Here is a 25,507-nt window from a genome sequence, read left to right on the forward strand (position 1 = left end):
CCCCGATCGCCGAGGTTCCCGGCGGACGTTGGGCGGGCGACCGGGCTCCGGGGCCCCCGATCGCCGATGGACCCGGCGGACGGAAGCCGGGCCCCCTGGGTGGCGGGCTTGCTCCGATCACCGTTGCCCCCGGCCGTCGTGGGAGGAGACCGGAGACGGGCTGCACCCGATCGCGGCTCCCCCGGGTGGATTGGGGGTGCCCCCACGGTCCGGGCCAGCCGGTCGCCGATGCCGCCGGCGGGCGGGGGCGAAGCCCGGAGACGGGTCGGGCCCGATCGCGGATACCCCCGCCGCCCAGGGTCGTACCAGCAGTTCCGGGCTCACCCCCCTCGCCGACACCTCCGGCAGACGTGGGGCCCAGGCCGGTGCCGGGGCTGCACCGGTCGGGGCCCAGGGGGTGCCGGGGTTGAACCGGTCGCGGACGCCCCCGCGGGGTGGGGCCCAGGTCCCGGGCGCGTGCGTGCCGCCGGGCGAAAGTCCGGCTCCGGGGTCCGATTCGGCCCTGATTCCGGGGTGTTACCGCGAGTTACGACCACTTTCCTTCGCCCAGGCGCCACGAACACCGGCCACCGGCCTCCGAATCGGCCGCGTGCGTGTCGATGGGCGAAAGTCGGGCCGCGGGGGTGGTTTGTCCCAGTTTCCCTGGGGGTGTTGCCGCGAGTTGTGCCGGTGGCGTTCCCTCCGGTGGCCTGGGTGGTTGCTGGCGCGCTCAGGTGGCGAAAGTCGGGCTCGGTGGGTGGTTTGGCCTGATTTTGGGGGTGGGTTACCGCGAGTTTGTCTCGGCGGCGTGCGCGCCGCGCGGCTCCCCCCGGGTGCCGCTCAGCCCCTGACGGCCTCGTAGATGCTGAAGCCCGCCAGGACCAGCATCACGCCCGCCGCCACCTTCGTGATCAGCTTCAGCGGTACGTACCGCATCAGCGTCCGGCCGCCCAGGATCCCGATCGCCGCCACCGCCCACAGCGCCAGCACCGCGCCGATGCCGACCGACAGCCAGTCGTCGTAGCGCGCGGCCAGGTTCGCGGTCATGATCTGCGTCAGGTCGCCGAACTCGGCGACCAGGATCAGCATGAAGCCCGCCCCCGCCACCTTCAGGAAGCTCTGGTCGGCGGGGGTCTTGATCTCCTCGTCGTCGTCGTCCTTCTTCAGCAGCAGGACCAGCGCGCCGGCCAGGAACAGCGCGCCGACGATCGCCTGCACCGGCCGCTGCGGTAGCTGCGCGAGCAGGCTGCCGGCGGCGATCGCGAGGCTGACGTGGACGACGAAGGCGGCGGCGACGCCGATGAAGACGTAGGAGGCGCGGTAGCGGGTGCCGAGCATGAGGCCGGCGAGCGCGGTCTTGTCGGGGAGTTCGGCGAGGAAGACGACGCCGAAGACGATCGCGACGGTGCTGAGGCTGAGCAAGGTTCCTACTCTCGGTCAGGCGCCGTACCGAGAGCGTAAGCGCATGGCAGACCTCGGCACGGCAGCGTCAAAGGACACTGCGGCCGAAGGTCTCGCCGGCGCGGAGGTCCCGCCGCCTTCCGGCCGTACGGTTCCGCGCTCCGGGCGCCGGCCCAGCGGGCTGGGCAGTATGTCGACGACACCGGCTGAGGGCTACTCCCCTTCAGACGTCCCCGAGTGTAGGCGATGCACCCTGCCGCGGGCGACCAGCTCCAGCGTCACCGCGACCGCCACCGCCTGCACCGCCATCAGCGCGACCAGCACGAAGAGCTGCACCGCACCGGCCTCGACAGGGGACGCGCCGCCCAGCAGCATGCCGACGTACGCGCCGGGGAGTGTGACGAGGCCCACGGTGCGGGTCTGGTCGAGGCCCGGGATCAGGGCGTCGGAGGCGGCCGGGCGGGCTATCTCCAGGCGCGCCTCGTGCTCCAGGAAGCCGAGCGCGAGCGCCGCCTCCACCTCGCCGTGCCGGGTCGTCAGCTCGTCCAGCGCGCGGCGGCCGCCGAGTACGGTGCCGGTCAGCGCGCCGCCGATGAGGATGCCGCTGACGGGGATGAGGGCGATGTCGTCGACCCCGACGAGGCCGGTGAGCAGCAGCGTGGCGACGACCGGGGTGACGCCGGTGGCGATGGGGACGGCGGCCCAGCGCCAGGTGCGGTTGTGGGTGATGCGGCGGCCCGCGGTCCAGGTGGCGACGGCGAACATCAGGGCCACGAAGGCGAGGAGCAGCGGCACGGCGCGTACGACGTAGCCGATGACGAGCGAGACGGCGGCGAGTTGGGCGGCGGCGCGCAGCCCCGCGGTGGCGATGGCGCGCGCGTGTGGTGAGCCCCCGAGGGGTATTCGGCTCTTCCCGCCCCCTCGTTTCCCGCCGCCTGCGCCGCCTTTTCCGCTCTGCCGCTGCTCGTTTCCCTCGCCGAGACGGGCCACCGCGGCGACGGTGACGGCGGCGGCCAGCAGGGCGGTGAGCACGGCCGCGAGGGTGACGTTGACGGGCAACACCAGCCGAGCGTAGTCCGGTCCGGGGGCGGCGGCGCCGGGGGCGCAGCGAGGGCAAACCGGTACGTGGTCTTGCGGATGACATGGCCATGTCCTCAAGGTGTTACCTGGTGCCTGCAGAAACGACACTTCGCAGCGCCAGCATCCACGTGCACGTGCACAACACCCCCCATAGATCCGGGAGTTCGTATGTCCGGCATTTCTCAGCGGCCGCTCACGCGGCTGAAGGTCTACGCGCGTCACCTCGCCGCGCCGCTCGCGGCGGCGGCGCTGCTGCTGCTGACCGCGGCGCCCAACGCCCAGGCCGAACCGCCCGCCCCGCCCAGCCCCGACACCGCCCTCGGCTACCTCGCGGAGATCACCACCGCGCCCGAGGGCTCCTCCGACGGCTACGACCGCGACCTCTTCCCGCACTGGAGCACCCAGTCCGGGGCCTGCAACACCCGGGAGGTCGTCCTCGAACGGGACGGCGAGAACGTCGAGCAGGACGCGAGCTGCGCCGCGGTCAGCGGTTCGTGGTATTCGCCGTACGACGGCGCGACCTGGACCCAGGCGTCCGACGTCGACATCGACCACATGGTGCCGCTCGCCGAAGCCTGGCGCTCCGGCGCCAGCGCGTGGAGCACCAGCGAGCGCGAGCAGTTCGCCAACGATCTCGACATCGCGCAACTGCTCGCGGTGACCGACAACGTCAACCAGTCCAAGAGCGACAAGGACCCGGCGGAGTGGATGCCGCCGTCGACCGACTACCACTGCACCTACGCGAGCATGTGGGTGTGGGTCAAGCACACGTACGGCCTGACCGCCGACGACGCCGAGAAGGCGAAGCTGGAGTCCGTTCTCTCCGGCTGCTGACGGCCTGAGGGGCGGAGGGTCCAACGGGCTGAGGGGCCGGGGTGCCCAGCTTCCGCGGGCCTGGCAGCCCCGCAGGCGGCAGCCCTACGGCACGCGGGCGCGGCGCGGAACTTCCGCGCCGCGCACCGCGGTTCGCCCGCCGGCACCGCCCCGGCCCCGGGAGCGGTCCCGGATCCCCCGCGCGACACTGCCTCCACTCCCGACCGCGGAGAAGTGGAGGACCCCGTGCTGGGTCTGCTGATCGCACTCGTGACGTGTCTCGTCCTCGCCGTCTCCCGGCGCCGCCGGCGCCGCCGCCGCACCGCCTTCCTCGGTGCCGTCCTGCGCGGTGATCCCGCCGAGGTGCGCGCCCTGGTCGACCGGGGTTACGGCCTCGGCATCTCCGACGCCCGCGGGGACACGGCGCTGCACTACGCCTACTACGCGGGCGACCACGAACTCGTCCAGATGCTCCTCGCCCTCGGCGCCCACCAGGAGGCGTACAACCGCGACGGGCTGCTGCCGCACCAACTCGCCGAGGTGGCCGAGGCGGAGCTGCGCATCGAGGAACTCGTCGACCTCTTCCGCCGGCATGGCGGCGAAGCGACCGCCCGGGCCGCGGACCTGGCCGAAGAGCTGCGCCCGTACCACCGCGCCCCCGTCTACCCCGCGGCGCTGATCAACGTCCTCGCCAGGACCGAGGACGGCGAGCCGGTGCGCGCCGTGCTCCTGACCGCCATCCGGCTCGGCCGCGCGGACTTCCTCGCCGTGCTGGAGGAGGAGCTGGGGCGCCGCGGTGACCGCGGGATCGCCGAGGACTACCTCAACAGCGGTTCCCCGCGGCTCGGGCACGCGGCCGAGCAGTGGGCCGCGGGACACGACTTCGCGATCACGGACCGCGGCGCGGGCGCCCGCGCCGGCTGGGGCCGGCTCTGACGCGCCGCCGCCCCCCGGTCGCGTAGCGCATCAGGCCCAGGGCCGTCGTCCGGGCGGTGTACGTGCTCGGGCATCCGGGTGAGCATCCGGTATTTGTATGTTTTTCGGGTTATCACTCCAGCGAATCGGCGCGGGAGAGAGGTGACCCATGGGCAGGGCGAGACGTGCGGTGGTCGGCGCGTGCGCGGCGGCGGTGCTGGTGCCGGTGGCGGCGGCCGGGTGCACGGCGGGGCCGGGAGACGGCGGCGGCAAGGCGGGCGAGAAGGGCGGCGAGCGTACGGACGCCGGCGGCGTCACGCAGAAGAGCCCGAGCGCACGCCTCATCGGCGACGGCTCCACCGCCTGGACCGGCGCGCAGCCCGCACAGCCGCGGGTGCGCAAGCTCGCCCCCGGCGAGAAGCCGCCGCAGTTCGTCGTCTTCTCCTGGGACGGCGCCGGCGAGATCGGCGACGGCCTCTTCAAGCACTTCCGGGAGGTCGGGCGGAAGTACGACGCCGCCATGACGTACTTCCTCTCCGGCATCTACCTCCTGCCCGAGTCCAAGCGCTCCCAGTACGAGGCCCCCGGCCACGCCCCCGGCGCCTCCGACATCGGGCTGCTCAGCGACGCGCACATCGAGGAGACCGTCGACCAGGTCCGCGGCGCCTGGCTCGACGGCAGCGAGATCGGCACCCACTTCAACGGCCACTTCTGCGGCCCCACCGGCGTCGCGAGCTGGTCGAAGGAGGAGTGGAAGAGCGAGATCGCGCAGGCCAAGCAGTTCGTGCAGCGGTGGAAGACGAACACCGGCCTGCGCGACGCCGCGCCGCTGCCCTTCGACTACGACAAGGAGCTGACCGGCGCCCGCACCCCCTGCCTCGAAGGGGCCGACAACCTCCGCGCCGCCGCCCGCGAACTGGGCTGGCGGTACGACACGAGCGGGGTGACCGAGCAGGTGTGGCCGGCGAAGAAGGACGGCCTGTGGGACCTGTCGATGCAGCTCGTGCCGTACCCCGGCAGCGACCGCGAAGAGCTGACCATGGACTACAACTTCAAGGTCAACCCCCTCACCACCCCCGCCAACGCCCAGTCGCAGATGCGCGACGGGCTGCTCGCCGGCTTCCAGCGCGCGTACACGGGCAACCGCGCGCCGCTCATCGTCGGCAACCACTTCGAGACCTGGCACGAGGGCGCGTACATGCGCGCGGTCGAGGAGACCATCAGGGAGGTCTGCCCCCGCGAGGACGTGCGGTGCGTGTCCTTCCGGCAGCTCGCCGACTGGCTCGACGCACAGGACCCGCGGACGCTGCGGGCGCTGCGTGGCCTGGAGGTGGGGCAGGCGCCGGCGGGCGGCTGGGGCGCGGTGGGCAGGCGCGGCTCAGGTGTGGAGTGACAGGCCCTTGACCGTACGGTCGACGGCGTTCCTCGGCCCGTAGACCGCGAGGCCGGCGAGGGTCAGGTCGGCGGCGGCGACGTCGCGGACGGCGGCGCGGTTGTCGTCGTCGTTGCCGGTGGCGAACAGCTCGTCGGTGTAGACGGCGGTGGCAAGACCGCGGGACAGGGCCCGGGTGTGGGTACGGGTCAGGCCCGCGGCGTCGGAGGCGAAGACGAGGACGGGCTCGCGGAACATCGGCAGGTACCGGTTGCCGGAGCCGTCCTCGTACGGCTTGCCCATGACGCCGTCGGCGGCGTGGGCGACGCCGCTGCACAGGAAGGCGGTGACGTTCAGCCGCTGCCAGGCGGCCAGGTCGTGCCGTACGACCACGGTGATCTTGGTCTCGAAGCGCATGCCGCCAGCCTGCCCCCGCGGGCGGCGGCGGTCTTGAACGCTGGTGCGGCACCGCGGTGCGGCACCATGGAAGGCGTGAGCGACTGGGTCTCCTACTGGCGGGACGCGCAGCGGCCGGTGGAGGCCATGCGCGCCCACTTCGAGGAGCACGTCTTCCACCGCCACAGCCACGACGCCTACTCCTTCGGCCTCACCGAGACCGGCGCCCAGCGCTTCGTCTGCCGCGGCGGCTCGCACACCTCCGCCGCGGGCCTCGTCATGGCCTTCAACCCTGACGACCCGCACGACGGCGAGTCGGCGGCCGAGCTGGGGTTCACGTACCGGATGGTGCACATCGGCCCCGACGTCGTACGGGACGTCCTCGCCGACGCCGGCGCTCCTGACGGCGCCGTCGCCCTCCCGCTCTTCGCCGACCCCGTGCACCGCGACCCGCCGCTGTGGCGCGCGCTGCTGCGGCTGCACGCGGCGCTCACGGAGGACGCGGGCCCGCTGGTACGCGACGAACGGCTCACCGCCGCCGTGACGGCGATGGTCAACCGCGCCTCTACGGCCCCGCCGCGCGCCCGCCCGCTGCGCCCCGGCGGCCCGCAGTCCGCCGCCGCCAGGCGGGCGCGGGCGGTGCTGCGGGAACGGTTCGCGGAGGAGATCCCGGCGGCGGAGCTGGCCGCGGCGGCGGGCTGCAGCCGCTACGCGCTGTACCGGGCGTTCCAGACGGAATACGGCATGCCCCCCAGCGACCTCCAGCGCCTCCTCCGCCTGCGCGACGCCCGCCACCGGCTGACGGCGGGGGAGAGCGCGGCCGGGGCCGCGGCGGCGTCGGGCTTCGCGGACCAGAGCCACCTGCACCGCTGGTTCGTCCGCACCTACGGCATCACCCCGGGCGAATTCACCCACGCCGTACGGCGGTAGCGCGCCCGGGGGAGGGGCGTCAGATGTCGCGGAAGGTTTCGATGCGGGCGCCCACCGAGTTGAGGCGGTCGGCCAGGGACTCGTAACCCCGGTTGATGACATAGACGTTGCGGAGCACCGACGTGCCCTCCGCCGCCATCATGCCCAGCAGCACCACCACCGCGGGGCGCAGCGCCGGCGGGCACATCATCTCCGTCTCGCGCCACCGCGTGGGGCCCTCGACCAGCACGCGGTGCGGGTCGAGGAGTTTGACGCCGGCGCCCAGGCGGGTCAGTTCCGTGAGGTAGATGGCGCGGTTGTCGTAGACCCAGTCGTGGATGAGGGTCGAGCCCTGCGCGGAGGCGGCGATGGCCGCGAAGAACGGCACGTTGTCGATGTTGACGCCGGGGAACGGCATCGGGTGGATCTTGTCGATCGGCGCCTGGAGCTTCGACGGGCGTACGGTCAGATCCACCAGCCGCGTACGGCCGTTGTCGGCGGCGTACTCCGGGGTGCGGTCGAGGTCGAGGCCCATCTCCTCCAGCACCGACAGCTCGATCTCCAGGAACTCCACCGGCGCCCGCCGCACCGTCAGCTCCGACGACGTGACGACCGCCGCCGCCAGCAGGCTCATCGCCTCCACCGGGTCCTCGGACGGGGAGAAGTCGACGTCCCGGTCGATGTACGGCACGCCGTGCACGCGCAGCGTGGTCGAGCCCACGCCGTCCACGCGCACGCCCAGGTGCTCCAGGAAGAAGCACAGGTCCTGGACCATGTAGTTGGAGCTGGCGTTGCGGATCTCGGTCACGCCGTCGTGCCGGGCGGCGGCCAGCAGCGCGTTCTCGGTCACGGTGTCGCCGCGCTCGGTCAGCACGATCGCCCGGTCGGGCCCGACGTCCGAGACGACCTCGCAGTGGTAGACGCCCTCGGTGGCCGTCACGTCCAGGCCGAAGCGGCGCAGCACGGCCATGTGCGGCTGTACGGTCCTGGTGCCGAGGTCGCAGCCGCCCGCGTACGGGAGTTTGAAGCGCTCCACCCGGTGCAGCAGCGGGCCGAGGAACATGATCACGCTGCGGGTGCGGCGCGCCGCCGCGTTGTCCATGGAGTCCAGGTCGAGTTCGGCGGGCGGTACGACCTCCAGGTCGGCGCCGTCGTTGATCCAGCGGGTCCGCACCCCGATGCTGTTCAGCACCTCCAGGATGCGGAAGACCTCCTCGATCCGCGCCACCCGGCGCAGCACCGTGCGCCCGGAGTTCAGCAGCGTGGCGCAGAGCAGCGCGACGCAGGCGTTCTTGCTGGTCTTCACGTCGATCGCGCCGGACAGCCGGCGGCCGCCGCTGACCCGCAGATGCATCGGGCCCGCGGTGCCCAGGGCGACGATCTCGCTGTCCAGTGCCTCGCCGATGCGGGCGATCATCTCCAGGCTGATGTTCTGGTTGCCGCGCTCGATCCGGTTGACGGCGCTCTGACTGGTGCCCAGCGCGGCGGCGAGCTGACTCTGCGACCATCCGCGGTGCTGCCGGGCGTCACGGATGAGCCTGCCGATGCGCACGAGGTAGTCATCTGCCATGACTTGGACGCTATCTCACATATGAGATGCCCGCGCATTCAGGGGGTTCGCGTCTCGAATGTCACCGGAGTGCCGAATGCGGCCTTTCGGGTGGCGCGGCGCAGCGCGGCGAGCACGACCCGGCCGAGGGTCAGCGTGCACACCGCCGTCACCACCGCGCGCGGCAGATCCCAACCCAGCGATGTGGCGTGGCAGTACGCGGCGAAACGGGCCAGGTTCTCCGGCAGCGGATCGCCCGCGACGAACGACACGCCCGTAGACATACCGCTCAGATACGGCCACCCCTGGAGGTTCATGACTGTGCCGTAAAGAATTGAAGCGATTGCTCCATACGAGGCAAGCAGCCACAACTCCGCGCGCCCCCGCAGCCGCTCCGCCCCCGGCAGCAGCCCGGCGCCCATCGCGACCCAGCCCATGGCGAGCATCTGGAACGGCATCCAGGGCCCGACCCCGCCCGTGAGCAGGGCGGACGCGAACATCGTCACGGCCCCGAGCACGAACCCGAAGCCCGGGCCCAGCACCCGCCCGGAGAGCACCATGAGGAAGAACATCGGCTCGATCCCCGCCGTCCCGGCCCCGAGGGGTCGCAGCGCGGCGCCCACCGCGGCGAGGACGCCGAGCATCGCCACGGCCTTGGCGTCGAGCCCGGAGTCGGCGATGGTCGCGCCGACCACGGCGACGAGGAGCGGCAGAAGGGCGGCGAAGAGCCAGGGTGCGTCGCCGGAGTGGGCGAGGCCGGAGTCGGGTCCGGCGAGCAGCGGCCAGCCGAAGGCGGCGACGCCGATGACGGAGACGAGCAGCAGGGCGGCGGCGGAGACGGGACCGAGGCGGACGACGCGGAGGCGGGGGGTGCGGGCGGGGACGGCGGCCGGGGGGCTTCCGGCGGAGTCGGGCGCGTCCGGGGTGTCCGGGCGCTTCACGTACGCATCGCCGCCCGGTGTCCCGGGTGCGGTTCCGGGGTCGTCCGCGGTCATGCCGCCGCCTCCAGGGCGTGCCGGACCTGGGTGACCGTCAGCCACGTCGTCCCCGCCGCCGTGTCGCTGCCCGCGGGGCTCAGGATCTTCGCCACCTGCGGTGCGAACGACGGCGAGGCGACGACGACCTCCGCCGTCGGCCCGTCCGCGACCACCTCGCCGTCCGCCAGGATCACCACCCGGTGCGCCAGTTCCGCGGCCAGCTCCACGTCGTGCGTCGCCAGCACGATCGCGTGGCCCGCCGCGGCGAGTCCGCGCAGCACGCCGACGAGCCGGGCCTTCGCGGCGTAGTCCAGCCCGCGGGTCGGCTCGTCGAGCAGCAGCAGCCGGGGGCGGGCGGTGAGGATCACGGCCAGGGCGAGCGCGAGCCGCTGGCCCTCCGACAGGTCGCGGGGGTGCGCCTCGTCGGGTACGCCGGGCAGCAGTTCGGCGACCAGGGCCCGGCAGGTGCCGGCCGCGGCCCCCGCGTCGCCGTCGGCGGCGGCGCACTCCGCCGCGACGGTGTCCGCGTACAGCAGATCCCGCGGATCCTGCGGTACGAGCCCGGCGTGCCGCAGGAGTTCGGCGGGGCGGGTGCGGTGCGGGACGAGGTCCCCGAGCCGTACGGAGCCGGCGGCCGGCCGGTGCATGCCGACGAAACCGGCCAGCAGCGTGGACTTCCCCGCGCCGTTGCGCCCCATGACGGCGACGGTCTCGCCCGCGGCGACGGACAGCGACACCCCCCGCAGCACCTCCGTCCGCCCGCGGCGCACGCTGAGCCGCTCGGCGACGGCGGCGGGCCCGGCCGCGGGCACGGCGCCCCGCCCGGCGGCCCGTTCGCCCGGTCCGGTCTCGGCGCCGCCCGGCGTCAGCCCCGCCAGCCGCTCCCGCAGCGGCGCCGCGCGCCGGCGCGCGTCCCGTACCGTCAGCGGCAGCGGCGACCAGCCCGCCAGCCGACCCAGCGCGACCACCGGCGGCCGTACCGGCGAGACGGCCATCATCTCCGCCGGCGCGCCCGCCTCCGGTGCCGCGCCCGGGGACGGCAGGACGATGACCTGGTCCGCGTACTGCACCACCCGCTCCAGCCGGTGCTCCGCCAGCAGCACCGTGGTCCCCAGGTCGTGCACCAGCCGCTGGAGCACCGCCAGCACCTCCTCCGCCGCCGCCGGATCAAGCGCCGACGTCGGCTCGTCCAGGACCAGCACCCGCGGGTGCGGCGTCAGCACCGAGCCGATCGCCACCCGCTGCTGCTGGCCGCCGGAGAGCGAGGCGATCGGGCGGTCCCGCAGTTCGGTGAGGCCCAGCAGGTCGAGCGTCTCCTCCACCCGCCGCCGCATCGTGTCGCGCGGCAGGCCCAGGGACTCCATGCCGTAGGCGAGTTCGTCCTCGACCGTGTCCGTGACGAAGTGCGCCAGCGGGTCCTGGCCCACCGTGCCGACGACGTCGGCCAGTTCGCGCGGCGGGTGCGTACGGGTGTCGCGGCCGTCGACGGTGACGCGGCCGCGCAGGGTGCCGCCGGTGAAGTGCGGCACGAGCCCGCAGACGGCGTTCAGCAGCGTCGACTTGCCGACTCCGGAGGGGCCGACGAGCAGGGCGAGTTCGCCCTCGGGGACGGTGAGGTCCACGCCCCGGATCGCGGGCTTCGCGGCGCCGTCGTAGACGACGGACACGTCCTCGAAACGGATCACTGGGCGGTCTCCTCGGTGGTTCTCGGGGCGCGTGGTTCGTGCGGCCGCGGCGGTACGGGCGCGACGAGCGCCGGCAGCAGGCCGAGCAGACAGCTCGCGGCCGGCCACAGCGGCAGTTCGGGCGCGGTCAGGGGTACGACGGTGGGGTGCAGGGCGTCGGGGGCGTAGGAGTTGGCGTAGATCATCAGGCCGCCGACGGCCGCGCCGGAGGCGGCGACCAGCCAGGCGCGCGGGCCGAAGCGGTCGGGCCGGTAGCGGCTGCGCACCGCGCGGCGCCCGCCGAGCCACAGCCCGCAGGCCGCGGCGGCGGCGCCGAGCGCCAGTACGGGCAGGCCGTAGCCGGCGCCGGAGGCGGCGAGCAGCCCGTAGGTGCCGGCGCAGACGCCGAGGAGCCCGCCGAGGGTGAGTGCGGCGGTGGTGATCCTCACCGCGCGGGGGAGCCGGGCCGTACGGCCGTATCCGCGGGCGTCCATCGCCGCGGCCAGCGCCACCGAACGCTCCAACGCACCCTCCAGCACCGGCAGTCCGACCTGGACGAGGGCCCGCAGCCCGCGGTCGTCGCGGCCGCGCAGCCGGCGGGCCCGGCGCAGCCGGGCGACGTCGGCGACGAAGTGCGGGGCGAAGGTCATCGCGACGACGACGGCGACGCCGAGTTCGTACAGCGCGGCGGGCAGGGACTTCAGCAGGCGGGCGGGGTTGGCGAGGGCGTTGGCGGCGCCGACGCAGATGAGGAGGGTGGCCAGCTTCATGCCGTCGTAGAAGGCGAACGTCAGTTGCTCGGCGGTGACCCGGCCGCCGAGGCGCACCCCCTGCGCCCACTCGGGGAGGGGGACTTCGGGGAGGGTGAAGAGGGTGCGGGTGCCGGGGATCGGCGAGCCGAGGAAGGTGGCGAAGAGGAGCCGGACGGCGATGACGAGGAGGCCGAGCTTGAGGAAGAGGGCGTAGGAGCGGGCCCACGGCGCGTCGGTGCGGCGGGCGGCGACGACGTAGCCGGCGACGGCGACGAGGAGGGCGAGGAGGAGGGGGTTGGTGGTGCGGGAGGCGGCGGTGGCGAGCCCGAGCGCCCAGAGCCACCAGGCCCCGGCGTGCAGGGCGTTGGCACGGTCGGCGAGGGGCGGCCGGAGGACGCCGCCCCCGCGCGCGGCCTTCGCGGGCGCACGCCGCCCCGCGGCGGTGCGCGGGGAGCCGGGGCGGTGGGGGGCCTCGGGTGTCATGTGCGGCGGCGGCGCAACTGCCAGACCGTGAGGCCGGCGAGGACCGCGACCATGACGAGGCCGCCGACCGTGCCGGTGGACGGGCCGGAGTCGCCGTCGCCGGCCTCGTCCGCCGGGACGGCGGAGACGTCGACCCTGTCGCGTGCCTCGCCGACGCCCTCGCCGGCCGACGCCGGCTCGGCGCAGCCGCTGCGCGGGTAGCCGTCGATGGCGCAGAGCAGGCCGTTGGAGTCGTAGCGCAGCGGCTCCGCGACGGCGGCCAGCGCGTCGCCGAGGGTGGCGTCCTCGGCGACCGAGGCGCACTCCGTACGGGCCGGGGGCGGGGTCCGGCCGCCGGGGGCGTGCGCGGCGGTGCCGAAGTCCAGGACGAGGGCGACGCGTTTGCGGCCGTCATCCGGCGGGGTGTCGCCGCAGACGGCGTCGAAGCCGGCGGCCCCGCGGGGGCGCGGGCCACCGCCGGACTCCTCGCTGACGGCGAACCGCACGCCGTGCACGTCCCCGTCCGCGGGCCGCTCGATGCCGGGGCCCTTGGTGGCGTAGACCCAGGAGTCCCCGTCCCGGTCCCAGAAGGACCAGTACCGGTACCCCTCCGCGGCCTGCGCCCCGGGCGCACCCGCCCCGAGCACCAGCAGGGCACCTCCCGCCGCGGCGACGAGCGCCCGCCGTACCGCCCGAGGTATCGCCCGCCGCCCGCGGCGCGGTTGCCCGCCGCCGGTCATGCGCGCTTCTTTCTGCGGGCGCTCGCCAGCAGGCCGATGCCCGCACCCGCCGCCAGGCCCACCGCCAGCAGCGACCAGACCACCACGCCCGGGCCGCCGTCGTCGTCCGACGACTCCTCCGATGCCGCCGGGTCCGTCGCCGGCTTCTCGGCCGTCGGCTGCGGGCCGGTGGCGTTGAGGTTCGCCACGAGGTCCGTACCGTCCGCGAAGGCGCTCGGGTCGGCGTCCACCGCGTCCGCGGCGAGGATGAGGGTGGCCAGGGCCGCCGGGTTCTCCTTCGACCAGGCCAGGGTGCTCTTGTCGCGCTCCAGCCAGCCGTACGGCTCGCGCGCCGCGCTGCGGTGGCCGCCCGCGGCCAGCGCCAGCGCGGCGACGGCGGTCGCGTTGTGGTCGGGGCCCTCGCCGGTCGTCATCGGGAGGTGCCCGTCGCCGGCCGCGAGCTTCTGCGCCAGGTACGCGGCACCCGCGTCCGCCGCCTCCGCGGGGGACGGGTCCTCCGCGCAGGCGCCCGCCTCGGCCGGCTCGTCCTTGCCGCCGCCGGCGTCCCCCTGCGCCATGCCGGCACCGAGGCCGTTGCCGGTGCCCGCGAGCACGGCAGACGCGGTCGCGTAGTCGTTGGGGAACAGCGCGCCGTCGTCCTCCGGCTGGTACGCGTACGCTCCCCGCTCCGTCTTCTTCGCGTCGCAGCCGAGCTGCAGCGCCGCCAGCGCGTCGTACGGGCTGCCGCCGCCCGCCGTCGTCTTCTCCGGCTCCTCGCCGACCGCGGCGAGCGCGCCGACCACGACCGCGGTCGAGTTGGCGTCCGTCGGGCCGCCGGGGTTGAAGCCCCAGCCGCCGTCCTCGTTCTGGATCTCCTTCAGCCAGGCCACGCCCCTGTCCACGGCCTTGCGCTCCTTGCCCAGCGCGCTCAGCGCCTGCACCGCGGCGGCCGTGGCGTTGGTGTCCTCGGCCGCCTCGTCGCAGGGCTTGGCGACATCCGCGCGGTACGCGGCGAAGCCGCCGTCCGCGCACTGCTGCCCGGTGAGGAAGGCGACCGCGGCCGGCGCCGGGCGCAACTGCTGCGAGCGCTGGGCGAGGAGGGCCAGGGACTGCCGCCAGACGCCGTCGAACTCGGGGTCCGCGGTGCCGTAGAGGCCCTCGGGCAGCTTCTTCTGTGCGGGTACGGCCTGCGCGGGTATGCCCTGCGCGGCGACCTGCGGTGCCGCCTGCGGCGCGGTGGCGGCCGAGGCCGCCGTCGCCGGGCCGGCGACGGTCAGGGGCAGCAGCACTGCGGCGGCGAGTGCGGCGCGCGTGCCGCGGGCGGTGGCGGTCCGGCCTATCGGAGCCATGCGGGGCGGGGGCCTTTCGGGACGGGGCGGCCGGCACAGCCGGCCGCGGCCGCCCGTCCGCGCTCGGCGCGCGCCGGGGGTGCCGGGCTCAGCTCCGCATACCGCGACGGACGGGGCCCGGGCCGGCATCGGTACCGGGCGGGGCCCCTTTGAGCCTGCCGCGCCCCGCGGGTGCTCCGGCTCGCACGGCCATGGCGGCCGCACTCACGGTTGCGGGTCAGCGCCGGGTTCGCACCGGCTTCCCCTGCGGGGCACGGTTGAAGTTGTCGCCGCTCACCTTACCGCCCCGTACCCGCGGAGGTCAGCGCCGGTCCCGGCCGGGGGCGGCTGACGAGGGCGGTTGCGGTGGGGGTCCCGTACGGACGGGGGCCTTCGGGGCTCGTACGGACCGGAGTTCGGGCCCGGACCGCGCCGCCCGTACCCTTCAGCAGCAGTCCGGATCCAGCCCCCGCGGCAGGCCCGACCCGCCGAACACCGCGCCCGTCGCCTCCTCGCCGCCGACCGCCGCCAGCGCGAGCAGCAGCGCCCCCGCCGTCCACGACGTGCGCTCCGCGGGCCAGATCGCGTCGTCCTCGAAGACGTACCCCGTCCAGTACATGCCGTCCTCCGCCCGCAGGTGCTTCAGCCAGCGCAGCACCTCCAGCGCGCGGTCGCCGTCGCCCGCCGCCCACAGCGCGAGCACCAGCTCCGCGCTCTCGCCGCCGGTCACCCACGGCCGGTCGCTGACGCAGCGCACGCCGAGCCCGGGGACGACGAAGCGGTCCCACTCGCGCTCGATGCGCGCGGCGGCCGCGGGGCCGGTGACCGCGCCGCCGAGCACCGGGTAGTACCAGTCCATCGAGAAGCGGTCCTTGTCGAGGAACCGCTCCGGGTGCCGCCGGATCGCGTGCCCGAGCCGGCCGAGTGCCAGCTCCCAGCCGGGCTGCTGCTCGCCGAGCCGCTCGGCGGCGGCCAGCGCGCAGCGCAGCGCGTGGTGCACGGAGGAGGAGCCGGTCAGCAGGGCGTCGGTGAGCACCTCGCCGTCCGCCGGCGCCCGCTTCCAGCCCACCTGGCCGCCCGGCTGCTGGAGCCCCAGCACGAACCCCACCGCCCCCTGCACCACCGGCCACATCCGGCGCAGGAACGCCTCGTCCCCGGTGGCCAGATAGTGGTGCCAGACGCCGACCGCGGGGTACGCGCAGAAGTTGGTCTCCCGGCCGCGGTCGGTCGGCCGGGCCGCGTCCCCGTCCGCGTAGGCCGCGTACCAGGAGCCGTCCGCGAGCTGGTGCCCGCGCAGCCACTCGTACGCCGCCTCCGCGCGCGCGTGCTCGCCCGCGGCGTCCAGGGCCATCGCCGCCTCGGTGTGGTCCCACGGGTCGAGGTGGTGCCCGCGGAACCACGGGATCGCCCCGTCGTCCCGCTGCACCGCGGCGATCCCGGCGACGGTCTGCGCCACCTCGGCGGCGTCCAGCACGCCGGGCAGGACCAGGTGCTCGGTGCGCTCGGAACCGGTCACCGGCCGCCCTCGTGGGGCTTGGTCGCGTAGACGACGACGCTCTTGCCCATGACCGGATCGAGCAGCCGCTCGGCGAGGCGGGTCGCGAGCGGCTTCTTCATGATGTCCCAGACCAGCAGCTTGTGGTACGCGCGGACGGCGGGCGACTTGTCGTTGTCGACGCCGACGGCGCACTTGATCCACCAGTACGGCGAGTGCAGCGCGTGCGCGTGGTGCAGGCCGTAGGGCTTGAGGCCCGACTCGCGGATCCTGCCGACCAGTTCGTCCGCCTTGTAGATGCGGATGTGGCCGCCCTCGACCTCGTGGTACGCGTCCGAGAGCGCCCAGCAGACCTTCTCCGGCCCGTAGCGCGGGACCGTGACCGCGATCCGGCCGCCGGGGCGCAGCACGCGCACCATCTCGGCGAGCACGCCCTTGTCGTCGTGGATGTGCTCCATCACCTCGGAGACGATGACGACGTCGAAGCTGTCGTCGGGGAACGGCAGCGCGAGGGCGTCGCCCTCGACGGCGGTGGCGGTGGCACCCGCCGGGGCCTCGCCCGCCTCCTTCATCGCCGCGAACCAGCGGGCGACTTCGCGGATCTCGGCGCCGTCGCGGTCGAGGGCGACGACGCGGGCGCCGCGCCGGTAGCACTCGAAGGCGTGCCGCCCGGCGCCGCAGCCGAGGTCGAGCACGCGGTCGCCGGGGGCGAGAGGAAAGCGGGTGAAGTCGACGGTCAGCAAATCTCCTCCGGAGGGGTGGGCGGGAGGCGTACGGGGGCGGGGTGGGGCGGGGGAGAGGAATGCGCGATGGCGCGGGCGGCCGTCGCCGGGTACGCCGCGATCGTTTCCCGGTAGCGTTCCGCGGTCTGCTTCGCCGCCTGGGTCCACGTGAAGCGGGCCAGCACCCGTTCGCGGCCCGCCGTGCCCAGGCGGGCCCGCAGCGGGGCGTCTGCGAGCAGGCGGGTGAGGGCGGTGGCCAGGGCGCCGGCGTCTCCCGGGGGAACCGCCAGGCTCGTCCCGTTGTCCGGGCCCGCCACCTCCGGGATCGCCCCGCCCGTCGTGGCGACCAGGGGCGTGCCCGTCGCCATCGCCTCGGCGGCCGGCAGCGAGAAGCCCTCGTACAGCGAAGGCACGCACGCGACCTGCGCGCTGCGCAGCAGGCCGACCAGCTCCTCGTCGCTGATGCCGGTGACGAACCTGATCGCCCCGCCGAGCCCGAAGCGCTCGACGGCCTGCGCGACCGGCCCGTCCTCCGCCCGCTTGCCGACCACGACCACGTGCGCGTCCGGCTGCTCCGTACGGACCTTCGCCAGCGCCTCGACGAGGTGCACGAGACCCTTCAGCGGCACGTCCGCGCTCGCCGTCGTGACGATCCGGCCCGGCACCCGCGGCACCGCAGGGTCGGGCGTGAACAGCTCGGTGTCCGCGCCGATCGGCACCACGTGCACCCGCTCGGGGCGCACCCCGAGCTGGGCGGTGATCTGCGTACGCGACGAGCCGGAGACCGTCAGCACCGCGGGCAGCCGGCGGGCGACGCGGCGCTGCATCCGCGTGAACCCGTACCAGCGGCGCACCGAGTAGCGCCGCCGCCAGTCGGGCGCGGCGGCCAGCTCCAGGTCCCGGTCGACGGTGATCGGGTGGTGCACGGTGGTCACGAGCGGGGCGCCGAGGGCGCGGGTGCCGCCGAGGAGGCCGTAGCCGAGGGTCTGGTTGTCGTGGACGACGTCGAAGTCGCCGCGGCGGGCGGCCAGATGGCGGCGGGCGCGGAGGCTGAAGGTCAGCGGCTCGGGGAAGCCGCCGGTCCACATCGTGCCGACTTCGAGCAGGTCGATCCAGTCGCGGTACTCGCCGCGCGCGGGGGTACGGAACGGGTCGGGCTGCCGGTAGAGGTCGAGGCTGGGCAGCTCCGTCAGGGTGACGCCGGGGTCGAGCACGGGGTAGGGCTGGGCGCCGATCACCTCGACCCGGTGGCCGAGGCGGGCCAGCTCGCGGGAGAGGTGGCGGACGTAGACGCCCTGTCCGCCGCAGTAGGGGTTGCCCTTGTAGCTGAGCAGGGCGATGCGCAGTGGCACCTCGGCGGTCACGTACGGCCCCCTTCTCACTGCAGTTTCGCCGGAGCGTAACCGCTCGCGCTAATCTAGAACAAGTTTCAGGCAGACGTTCGGCGGCATCGAATCTACCGGTTGGTAGCGAGACCTGCCCGCCGGATCTGCCGTCGGGGGAGCACGGCACAGATCGGGACACATGACGACAACATCGAGGGCGGGCACGGCGCAGCTCACCGAGCGGCAGGAGGCGCGCCGCCGCCGCATCCTCCAGGCCACCGCGGAGCTGGCCGGCCGCGGCGGGTTCGACGCGGTGCAGATGCGCGAGGTCGCGGAGCAGGCGGGCGTCGCGCTCGGCACGCTGTACCGGTACTTCCCGTCCAAGGTCCACCTGCTCGTCGCCACCCTCCAGGACCAGTTGCGGCAGTTGCACGAGACGCTGCGCAAGCGCCCGCCGACCGCCGCCGAGCCCGGCGCCCGGGTGGCGCAGACGCTGCTGCGCGCCTTCCGCGCGCTCCAGCGCGAGCCGCAGCTCGCGGACGCGATGGTGCGCGCGCTGATCTTCGCCGACCGGTCGGTGAGCCCGGAGGTCGAGGTCGCCTCCCGGCTGACGTCGGCGATCATCCTGGACGCGATGGGCGCCGAGGGCCGTCCCTCGCCGGAGCAGTTGTCGGTGGCGCGGGTGATCGAGCACACGTGGCACGCGGCGCTCATCACCTGGCTGTCGGGGCGCGCGTCGAGCGCGCAGGTGCGGACCGACATCGAGACGGTCTGCCGGCTGGTCGACGCGCAGGGCGACGGCCCGCGGCAGCGCGGCTAGACGGCTCGTACGTGCGGGGGCACGGCCGGCGCCCGTAGAGGCGCGGCCGATGTCCACGGAGGCGCAGGTGGCGGGGCGCGGGTCCGGCCTGGGCGCGCCCGTAGAGTGCGCTGGTATGAGACTTCCGTACGAGCGCTACTGCGCCGAAGTCGGTGTGCAGACCGACCTGCTGCGCCGCACCGTCCGCGGCGCCGACCTCGCCACCCGCGTACCCACCTGCCCCGACTGGGACCTGGGCGAACTCGCCGTGCACGTCGGCGGCTCGCACCGCTGGGCGGCCGAACTCGTCAGGACCCGCGCCACGGAAGAACTGGCCGAGGAGACGGTGCCCGGCTACACGGGACCCGAGCCGCGCACCGCCGCCGCGCTCGACGGCTGGCTGGCCGAGGGCGCGGACCTGCTCGCCGCGGAGCTGCGCGCGGCGGGTGCGGACGCCGGGGTGTGGAGCTGGGCGGAGGAACAGCGCGCCGCATTCTGGGCGCGGCGGATGGCGCACGAGACGGTGGTGCACCGGGCGGACGCGGACGGGGCGGCGGGGGTGGGGTTCGCGGTCGACGCGGACGTGGCGGCCGACGCGATCGACGAGTGGCTGGAGATCCTGGAGTTCGCGCAGCGCGGCGGCGACCCGGACCTGGAGCCGCTGTACGCCCCGGAACTCGCGGGCTCCGGCATTCACTTGCACGCCACCGACACGCCCCCGGAGGCAGCCGCGGAGTGGCTCGTCGAGCTGGGGCCCGACGGGTTCCGCTGGCGCCGGGAGCACGCGAAGGCGGCGGTGGCGCTGCGCGGGCCGCTGGCGGACGTGCTGCGGGTGTTCTACCGGCGGCTGCCGCCGGACAGCGGCCGGGTGGAGGTGCTGGGCGAGGCGGGGGTGCTGGACACGTGGCTGGCGGCGACGGCCTGGGGGTGAGCGCGGGGGCGCACCCGTACGGGCCGGGACGTACCGTACGGGCCGGGGCGTACGCGCGCATGCGACGGCCCCCGCCCGAAGTGTCGGGCGGGGGCCGTCGGATGAGGTGCCAGGCGCGGGCGTCAGGCGCCGCGCTGGATACCCGTGGTGTCCTGCAGCACGCCGCGGCGGCCGTCCTGGGTCTGCGCGACCAGCGCGGCACCGCGCTGGTCCACCGCCAGGTACCAGATGCCCGGGGTCAGCTCGGCGATCTGCGCCGACGAGCCGTCCTCGGCGAACAGCGGCCGGGCCGCCGGCACCGCGAACCAGAACGGCGCGAACGAGCCGCCGGCCGCCGGCTGCGGCGCGGCCTGCGCCTGCGGCGGCCGGGCACCGGCCGGGGCACCGGCCTGCGGGCCGCCCGGCTGCGGGCCACCCGCGCCGGGACCGCCGCCGAACGGAGCCTGCTGACCGCCGCCGAACGGGGCGCCGCCCTGCGGGCCGCCGGGCTGCGGGCCACCGGGGCCGGGCTGGCCGCCGCCGGGGTAGCCGTAACCGGGCTGCGGCTGGCCGCCGCCGTACGGGGCGGCGGGCGCCGGGGCGCCCGGGCTGCTGAGCAGGTTCGCCTTGAACGCCGGGAGGGTGTGGCTGAGGACCGCGCCCGCGGTCAGCGCGAGGTTCGCGATGAGCGCGAGGATCAGGCCGATGCCCATGCCGAACACGTCTTCACCGGTGGCGTCGTTGGCCATGCTGCGCGCGCCGCCGAAGAGGGTGAACAGCGAGCTGAAGAGGGCGGCGGCCGCCAGCGCGGTGCCCCACTGGTTCAGCGTGAGCCCGGCGAGCTGCTTGTCGTCGCCGCGCATCCGGCCGACGGCGATGAGCGCCGCGGCGATGATGCCGGTCAGGAAGACCGCGGGCAGCAGCGGGAACTGGTCGGAGTCCCAGCCGTTGGGCACCTCCAGGCTCCCGCAGTCGGCGCCCGTGGGGCAGTCCACCGAGATGCTGTCGAGGAACGAGGCGATAATCAGCAGCAGCGCTGCTCCGATCACTACGCCGTCGCCCCGAGTGAGTGAGCGGATGTTCACGAAATGTCCCTTACGTATTGGTCGTTGTCGCTGTTGCTGGTGCAGATCCCCACGCTGCGGAGCGTGAAATGAGGCCCCATCGTACGGGTCCGCAGTTTGGCCACATCGGGCCCCCTGGCCACGAGTCCCCCTTGTTCCCCCGGTGTGCATTTCCTGGTCTGTCGACGGCTTGCGCCTACCCTGCCAGGAAAGCCCCGATGCCGTTCGTGATTCCGTGCGCCGCCCGCTGCCGCCATGCGGCGTCCGTCAGCCGGTCGGCGTCCTTAGCGTCCCGCATGTTGCCGCATTCGATGAAGACTTTGGGCACAGTCGAGAGGTTCAGTCCGCCCAGATCGGTGCGTACCGTGAAACCTGTGTCGTTGCCCACGTAATTGGAGGGCTTACTTCCGGTTTCCTCCGCGAAGTGTGACTTCAACTCTTTGCCCAGCTTCCGCGAGGGCTTCACGATGGCGGTGGTGTCCGCCTTTCCCTCGTGCACCTCGCCCGGCAGGATCACGTGGAACCCGCGCGAACCCGGCCCGCCGCCGTCGGCGTGGATCGAGACGACCGCGTCGGCCCCGGCCTTGTTGCCGGCCTCGGCGCGCTCGTCGATGCACGGCCCGAACTCCCGCTTGCCGTCCTGCGTGAGCCGCACCTCCGCGCCTTGCGCGCGCAGCAGGGTGCGGGCGCGCCTGGCCACGTCCAGGGTGAAGTCGGCCTCGGCATAACCGCCGTTGGTGGCGGTGCCGGTGGTGTCGCACTCCTTGCGCACGGCGCCTATGTCGACTTGGCGGTTGATTTCGGCAGCGTGCTCGCGGTTGTTCGGGTTGTGCCCGGGGTCCAGCACGATCACCTTTCCGGCCAGCGGCTTCTCGCCCACCTCCGGGTCCTTCGCATCCTTCGCATTCTTCGAGTTGTTCGAATCCTCGGGATCCTCGGCGGTGGGCCGGGTCGGGGAGGAGGACGCCGACGGAGCCCCGCCGGGTTCCCGCCCGTTCGCAGCGGAACCGTCGCCGTCCACCGACTGCCACACCAGTACGCCGGCGAAGGCCAGCGGTGCCACGGGTGCAAGCAGAAGATAGGCGCGGATGGGTCGCCGGTTCTGGCTGGACATCCGTGCGACCGTAGCAGAAGAATCCGACGGTCAAATTCCGGTGCCGGTACGGCGCAGGACCCTGAGGCTCCGGTGGGCGGCGGTCTCCGTGAACGCCCCGGAGTCCAGCGCGCGCCGGTAGATACGGTACGGTGCCTGGCCGCCCTCGGCCGGGTCGGCGAACACGTCGTGCACGGCCAGCAGCCCGCCCGGCGCGATGTGCGGGGCCCAGCCCTCGTAGTCGGCGGTGGCGTGCTCGTCGGTGTGGCCGCCGTCGACGAAGACCAGCCCCAGCGGCCGGTTCCAGAGCGCGGCGACCCGCGGCGACCGGCCGACGACCGCGACGACGTGGTCTTCGAGGCCGGCTGCGTACAGCGTGCGGCGGAACGTCGGCAGCGTGTCCGTCAGACCCGTCGCGGTGTCGACGAGCGCGGGGTCGTGGTACTCCCAGCCGGGCTGCTGCTCCTCGCTGCCGCGGTGGTGGTCGACGGTGACGGCGACGACGCCGGGGCGGGCGGCCCCGCGGGCGGCGTCGGCGAGCAGGATCGTGGAGCGGCCGCAGTATGTGCCGACCTCCAGCAGGGGGAGCCCGAGGCCGGCGGCCTCGGCGGCGGCGGCGTGGAGCACCAGGCCCTCGTCACGGGGCATGAAGCCGGGGGCGGCCTCGAACGCGGCCAGCAGGGCGGGGGCGGGCGGGGACTGCAGAGCGGGGGCGGGCGGGGGCAGCTCCATCGGCGGTGCCTTTCCTCGGTCGGTGGGCGACGTGTCCTGCGCGGCGCCACCGGTGCCGCGTACCCGCCCGAATCCTGCCGCATGGGCGTAGGACCCCGGTCGCATGGTCCGTACACCGATATGCCCGTGCGCGGTGTCGGAGGCTGGTGCGAATATGGCGGGATGCGCCAGTCACCACCCGGTACCCGGCTGCCCGAGGCCGCCGGGCGCCGTGCCGCCGCACCGCTGTGGGCCGTCGTGCTCACGGCGTGCGCGGGCCAGTTCCTCGTCGTGCTCGACGTCTCCGTCGTCAATGTCGCGCTGCCGTCCATGCGCGAGGACCTCGGGATGAGCGCGTCGGGGCTCCAGTGGGTGGTGAACCTGTACACGCTGGCCTTCGCCGGTCTCATGCTGCTCGGCGGCCGGGCCGGGGACATCTTCGGCCGCAAGCGCGTCTTCCTCGTCGGCCTCGCGGTCTTCACCGCCGCCAGCCTCGCCGGGGGCCTCGCGCAGGAGCCGTGGCAACTGCTCGTCGCGCGGGCCGTGCAGGGCGTCGGCGCCGCGGTGCTGGCGCCCTCGACGCTCACGCTGCTCACCTCGTCCGTGCCCGAGGGCCCGGTGCGGGTGCGCGCGATCGGGACGTGGACGGCGGCCGGCGCGGGCGGCGGGGCGGCCGGCTCGCTCGTCGGCGGGGTGCTGACGGACGCGCTGTCGTGGCGCTGGGTGCTGCTGATCAACGTGCCGGTCGGCGCCGCGGTCCTCACCTGCGCGGCCCTGTGGCTGGCGGAGAGCCGCGGCGGGCCGCGGCGGCGGCTCGACATCCCGGGCGCGGTCCTGGTCACCGCCGGGATCGGCGCCGTGTCGTACGGGATCGTGCAGACCGAGAGCCACGGGTGGACGGCGGCCGCGGTGCTGCTGCCGCTCTGCGGCGGGCTGGCGCTGGTCGGGACGTTCCTGCTGGTGGAGGCCAGGACGCGGGCGCCGCTGATGCCGCTGGGGCTGTTCCGGCTGCGGTCGGTGTCGGCGGCCAACACGGCGATGTTCGTGACCGGCGCGGCGATGTTCTCGTCCTGGTACTTCCTGTCGCTCTACATGCAGAACGTCCTCGGCTACACGCCGCTCGAGGCCGGCTTCGCCTTCGTGCCGCACTCGCTGACGATCGTGGCCGCGTCGAAGCTGGCGCCGCGGGTGCTGGCCCGTACGGGCGCGAAGGCGCTGGCGATCGCGGGCGTGCTGATGGCGGCCGGCGGCTATCTGTGGCAGAGCACGGCGGACGCGGGCGGCACGTACGTCACGGACATCGCCGGGCCCGGGATCCTGATGATGGCCGGGGTGGGCTTCATGGCCACGCCGCTGGCCCACCTGGCGACCTCGGGGGCGCCCGCGGGCGACGCGGGCGTGGTGTCGGGGGTGATGAACACGTCGCGGACGATGGGCGGTTCGCTGGGTCTCGCGGTGCTGTCGACGGTGGCCGCCACGCGCATCGGCGGCGGGTCCGGGCCCGATGCGCTGGCTTCTGGGTACTCGCTGGCGTTCCAGACGGGGGTCGGGATCCTGCTGGGCTGCGCGGCGCTGATGCTCATAGCCCTGCCCCGCCCGGCCGCCGTGCCGGGGCCGGCGAAGGCGTGAGCGGGGCGGGGGGTGTGCGGGTGGCGCTGCCGGGCGGGGTTGCCGGCTGCTGATACGGGGCGTGCCGCCGGGTGCGGCTCCGGGTGAGCTGCCAGGGGGTCAGCGGGGTGTGGTCAGCCCGTCCGCGCCCGCGCCGCGGCTGAGGACGACGTCGCTGATGCGGTCGCGTACGCGCTGGTAGCGCTCCGGGGCGTCGCCGTCGGCGAGTTCGGCGTCGAGGTCGACGACCCGCGGCGGGCCCGCGCGGTCGTGGTCCATGAACTGCGGCAGGTACTCCGCCTTGGTCACCCGCCAGCGCGCGCTGTCCGGCGCGGGCGGGGAGAAGGTGAAGCGGGCGATGGTGCCCTGGTTGCCGCGCGGGTCGCGGGCGCCGGCGTTGTTGATCATGCGGCCGGCGATCTGGTCGCCCATGCCGTAGACCACCCAGGTGCCGTTGACCTTCTCGTACGCCTGCGGCACGTGCGCGTGCGTGCCGAGGATCAGATCGACGTCCGGCGCCCCGGCCGAGCGCGAGCCGGTCAGCTCGCGGGCGAGCTGCCGCTGCGTGGCGTCCGGCGCGTCCTGCCACTCGGTGCCCCAGTGCAGGCTGACCACGACGATGTCGGCGCCCGCCCGGCGGGCCCGGCGCGCGTCCGAGACGATCCGCTCGGGGTCGGTGACGTTGACCGCCCACGGCTGGTCCTGCGGCGGCTCGGTGCCGTTCGTGCCGTACGTGTAGGCGAGTTGGGCCACCGTCGCGCCCCCCGCCTCCAGCAGCGCGGGCCGCTGCGCCTCGGCGGGGGTGCGGGCGGAGCCGGTGTGGGCGACGCCGGCGGCGTCGAGGGCGTCGAGGGTGCGGCCGATGCCCTGGGAGCCGGCGTCGAGGGTGTGGTTGGAGGCGGTGGAGCAGGAGTCGTAGCCGGTGTCCCTGGCCGCGGCGGCGAGTTGCGGCGGGGAGACGAAGACGGGGTAGCCGGTGTACGGGCCGCCGGCCGGTCCGTAGACGGTCTCCATGTGGCAGATCGCCAGGTCGGCGGCGGAGATGACGGGCTTCACGCCGTCGAGCATCGGGCGGAAGTCGTGGCCTTTGCCGCCCGCGTCGCGGTTCGCCTGCTGGATCACCGAGTCGTGCGGGAGGATGTCGCCCGTGGCGACGAGGGTGAAGGGCGCCCGCGCCTCCTTGCCGGGGGCCTTGCCGTCGTCGGACGTGGTGCCGGCGGGCCCGTGGGCACAGGCGGTGGCGGCGGCGAGCAGGGCGGCGCTGACCACCAGCGTCGTAGCGGTAGTACTAGTCGTTTTATATCCGCGCATGTGTCGAATGCACAGGAGCGGGATAAGGCATACAAGAAGCCTTGCCGGGGCTGTCCCCTGAACGGCGGCCCGGGATCGCGCGTATGCGTCGCCGACTGCCCGCGTGCTCGAATGCTGACGGAGTATGAGTAAAGGGGCTTTACGGTCTTCCCA

General features: G+C 74.5%; 23 protein-coding genes. 7 read left to right on the forward strand and 16 right to left on the reverse strand.

The window, feature by feature from the left end; genetic code table 11:
• Positions 1-819: 819 nt before the first annotated feature.
• Both CXR04_RS26690 and CXR04_RS26695 read right to left on the reverse strand, forming a co-directional pair.
• Entirely contained in the window at positions 820-1,401 is a 582-nt protein-coding gene (locus CXR04_RS26690) for a TMEM165/GDT1 family protein (protein WP_101424789.1), read from the reverse strand.
• A 192-nt stretch (positions 1,402-1,593) separates the two neighbouring features.
• Positions 1,594-2,445 (reverse strand): ABC transporter permease, encoded by an 852-nt coding sequence (locus tag CXR04_RS26695; RefSeq protein WP_442802472.1) that lies wholly within the window; start codon positions 2,443-2,445, stop codon positions 1,594-1,596.
• A gap of 183 nt (positions 2,446-2,628) precedes the next feature.
• Here CXR04_RS26695 and CXR04_RS26700 point away from each other — a divergent pair, with 183 nt between their 5' ends.
• The 3 genes from CXR04_RS26700 (at position 2,629) to CXR04_RS26710 (ending at position 5,581) form a co-directional block, all read left to right on the forward strand.
• A complete protein-coding gene (locus tag CXR04_RS26700) occupies positions 2,629-3,294 on the forward strand; it encodes an HNH endonuclease family protein (RefSeq protein ID WP_101424790.1) in 666 nt (221 codons plus the stop codon).
• Positions 3,295-3,519: 225 nt separating this feature from the next.
• Complete coding sequence (locus CXR04_RS26705) at positions 3,520-4,209, forward strand: ankyrin repeat domain-containing protein (protein ID WP_101426626.1); 690 nt, start codon at positions 3,520-3,522, stop codon at positions 4,207-4,209.
• A 148-nt stretch (positions 4,210-4,357) separates the two neighbouring features.
• Positions 4,358-5,581, forward strand: coding sequence for a hypothetical protein (locus CXR04_RS26710; protein ID WP_442802409.1), 1,224 nt, complete (start codon positions 4,358-4,360; stop codon positions 5,579-5,581).
• Here CXR04_RS26710 and CXR04_RS26715 read toward each other — a convergent pair.
• Positions 5,567-5,977 (reverse strand): DUF2000 domain-containing protein, encoded by a 411-nt coding sequence (locus CXR04_RS26715; RefSeq protein ID WP_101424792.1) that lies wholly within the window; start codon positions 5,975-5,977, stop codon positions 5,567-5,569. The two genes, CXR04_RS26710 and CXR04_RS26715, sit on opposite strands and share 15 nt — an antisense overlap.
• Before the next feature lie 66 nt (positions 5,978-6,043).
• Here CXR04_RS26715 and CXR04_RS26720 point away from each other — a divergent pair, with 66 nt between their 5' ends.
• Positions 6,044-6,886 carry an AraC family transcriptional regulator gene (locus CXR04_RS26720; RefSeq protein WP_101424793.1) on the forward strand — a complete coding sequence of 281 codons (843 nt, stop codon included), beginning with the start codon at positions 6,044-6,046 and terminating at the stop codon, positions 6,884-6,886.
• A gap of 19 nt (positions 6,887-6,905) precedes the next feature.
• Here the strand turns inward: CXR04_RS26720 and CXR04_RS26725 are convergent, their stop codons facing one another.
• The 9 genes from CXR04_RS26725 to CXR04_RS26765 all read right to left on the reverse strand — a co-directional run bounded on the left by CXR04_RS26725 (position 6,906) and on the right by CXR04_RS26765 (position 17,897).
• Positions 6,906-8,435, reverse strand: coding sequence for a UDP-N-acetylglucosamine 1-carboxyvinyltransferase (locus CXR04_RS26725; RefSeq protein WP_101424794.1), 1,530 nt, complete (start codon positions 8,433-8,435; stop codon positions 6,906-6,908).
• A 38-nt stretch (positions 8,436-8,473) separates the two neighbouring features.
• A complete protein-coding gene (locus tag CXR04_RS26730; protein WP_234380519.1) occupies positions 8,474-9,409 on the reverse strand; it encodes an ECF transporter S component in 936 nt (311 codons plus the stop codon).
• The gene (locus CXR04_RS26735; RefSeq protein ID WP_101424795.1) at positions 9,406-11,076 is read right to left on the reverse strand and encodes an ABC transporter ATP-binding protein; all 1,671 of its coding nucleotides are present in this window, start codon (positions 11,074-11,076) and stop codon (positions 9,406-9,408) included. Before CXR04_RS26735 ends, CXR04_RS26730 begins: the two co-directional genes overlap by 4 nt.
• A complete protein-coding gene (locus CXR04_RS26740; RefSeq protein WP_101424796.1) occupies positions 11,073-12,290 on the reverse strand; it encodes a CbiQ family ECF transporter T component in 1,218 nt (405 codons plus the stop codon). The genes CXR04_RS26735 and CXR04_RS26740 overlap by 4 nt, the downstream gene beginning before the upstream one ends.
• On the reverse strand, positions 12,287-13,009 hold the full coding sequence (locus tag CXR04_RS26745; protein WP_101424797.1) for an SCO2322 family protein: 723 nt from the start codon (positions 13,007-13,009) through the stop codon (positions 12,287-12,289). The genes CXR04_RS26740 and CXR04_RS26745 overlap by 4 nt, the downstream gene beginning before the upstream one ends.
• Positions 13,006-14,337: a prenyltransferase/squalene oxidase repeat-containing protein gene (locus CXR04_RS26750; RefSeq protein WP_101424798.1), complete on the reverse strand. Its 1,332-nt coding sequence runs from the start codon at positions 14,335-14,337 to the stop codon at positions 13,006-13,008. The genes CXR04_RS26745 and CXR04_RS26750 overlap by 4 nt, the downstream gene beginning before the upstream one ends.
• Before the next feature lie 424 nt (positions 14,338-14,761).
• Positions 14,762-15,832, reverse strand: a complete 1,071-nt coding sequence (locus tag CXR04_RS26755; RefSeq protein WP_101424799.1) for a prenyltransferase — start codon at positions 15,830-15,832, stop codon at positions 14,762-14,764.
• Entirely contained in the window at positions 15,829-16,554 is a 726-nt protein-coding gene (locus tag CXR04_RS26760; RefSeq protein WP_101424800.1) for a class I SAM-dependent methyltransferase, read from the reverse strand. Before CXR04_RS26760 ends, CXR04_RS26755 begins: the two co-directional genes overlap by 4 nt.
• Positions 16,548-17,897: a glycosyltransferase family 4 protein gene (locus CXR04_RS26765; protein ID WP_101424801.1), complete on the reverse strand. Its 1,350-nt coding sequence runs from the start codon at positions 17,895-17,897 to the stop codon at positions 16,548-16,550. Before CXR04_RS26765 ends, CXR04_RS26760 begins: the two co-directional genes overlap by 7 nt.
• A gap of 160 nt (positions 17,898-18,057) precedes the next feature.
• On the opposite strand from CXR04_RS26765, the gene CXR04_RS26770 reads away from it, so the two are divergent.
• Positions 18,058-18,678, forward strand: coding sequence for a TetR family transcriptional regulator (locus CXR04_RS26770; protein ID WP_101424802.1), 621 nt, complete (start codon positions 18,058-18,060; stop codon positions 18,676-18,678).
• A 115-nt stretch (positions 18,679-18,793) separates the two neighbouring features.
• A complete protein-coding gene (locus tag CXR04_RS26775; protein ID WP_101424803.1) occupies positions 18,794-19,588 on the forward strand; it encodes a maleylpyruvate isomerase N-terminal domain-containing protein in 795 nt (264 codons plus the stop codon).
• A gap of 122 nt (positions 19,589-19,710) precedes the next feature.
• Here the strand turns inward: CXR04_RS26775 and CXR04_RS26780 are convergent, their stop codons facing one another.
• The 3 genes from CXR04_RS26780 to CXR04_RS26790 form a co-directional block, all read right to left on the reverse strand.
• Positions 19,711-20,652 (reverse strand): hypothetical protein, encoded by a 942-nt coding sequence (locus CXR04_RS26780; RefSeq protein ID WP_234380520.1) that lies wholly within the window; start codon positions 20,650-20,652, stop codon positions 19,711-19,713.
• 175 nt (positions 20,653-20,827) lie between these two features.
• Complete coding sequence (locus tag CXR04_RS26785; RefSeq protein WP_101424805.1) at positions 20,828-21,745, reverse strand: N-acetylmuramoyl-L-alanine amidase; 918 nt, start codon at positions 21,743-21,745, stop codon at positions 20,828-20,830.
• Positions 21,746-21,775: 30 nt separating this feature from the next.
• Positions 21,776-22,456: a class I SAM-dependent methyltransferase gene (locus tag CXR04_RS26790; protein WP_101424806.1), complete on the reverse strand. Its 681-nt coding sequence runs from the start codon at positions 22,454-22,456 to the stop codon at positions 21,776-21,778.
• Positions 22,457-22,618: 162 nt separating this feature from the next.
• On the opposite strand from CXR04_RS26790, the gene CXR04_RS26795 reads away from it, so the two are divergent.
• Complete coding sequence (locus CXR04_RS26795; protein WP_101424807.1) at positions 22,619-24,064, forward strand: MFS transporter; 1,446 nt, start codon at positions 22,619-22,621, stop codon at positions 24,062-24,064.
• Positions 24,065-24,163: 99 nt separating this feature from the next.
• Here the strand turns inward: CXR04_RS26795 and CXR04_RS26800 are convergent, their stop codons facing one another.
• Positions 24,164-25,354 (reverse strand): CapA family protein, encoded by a 1,191-nt coding sequence (locus CXR04_RS26800; protein ID WP_101424808.1) that lies wholly within the window; start codon positions 25,352-25,354, stop codon positions 24,164-24,166.
• Positions 25,355-25,507: the final 153 nt, after the last annotated feature.

Origin of the sequence: Streptomyces sp. CMB-StM0423 (assembly GCF_002847285.1) — a bacterium.
Classification (GTDB): Bacteria; Actinomycetota; Actinomycetes; order Streptomycetales; family Streptomycetaceae; genus Streptomyces.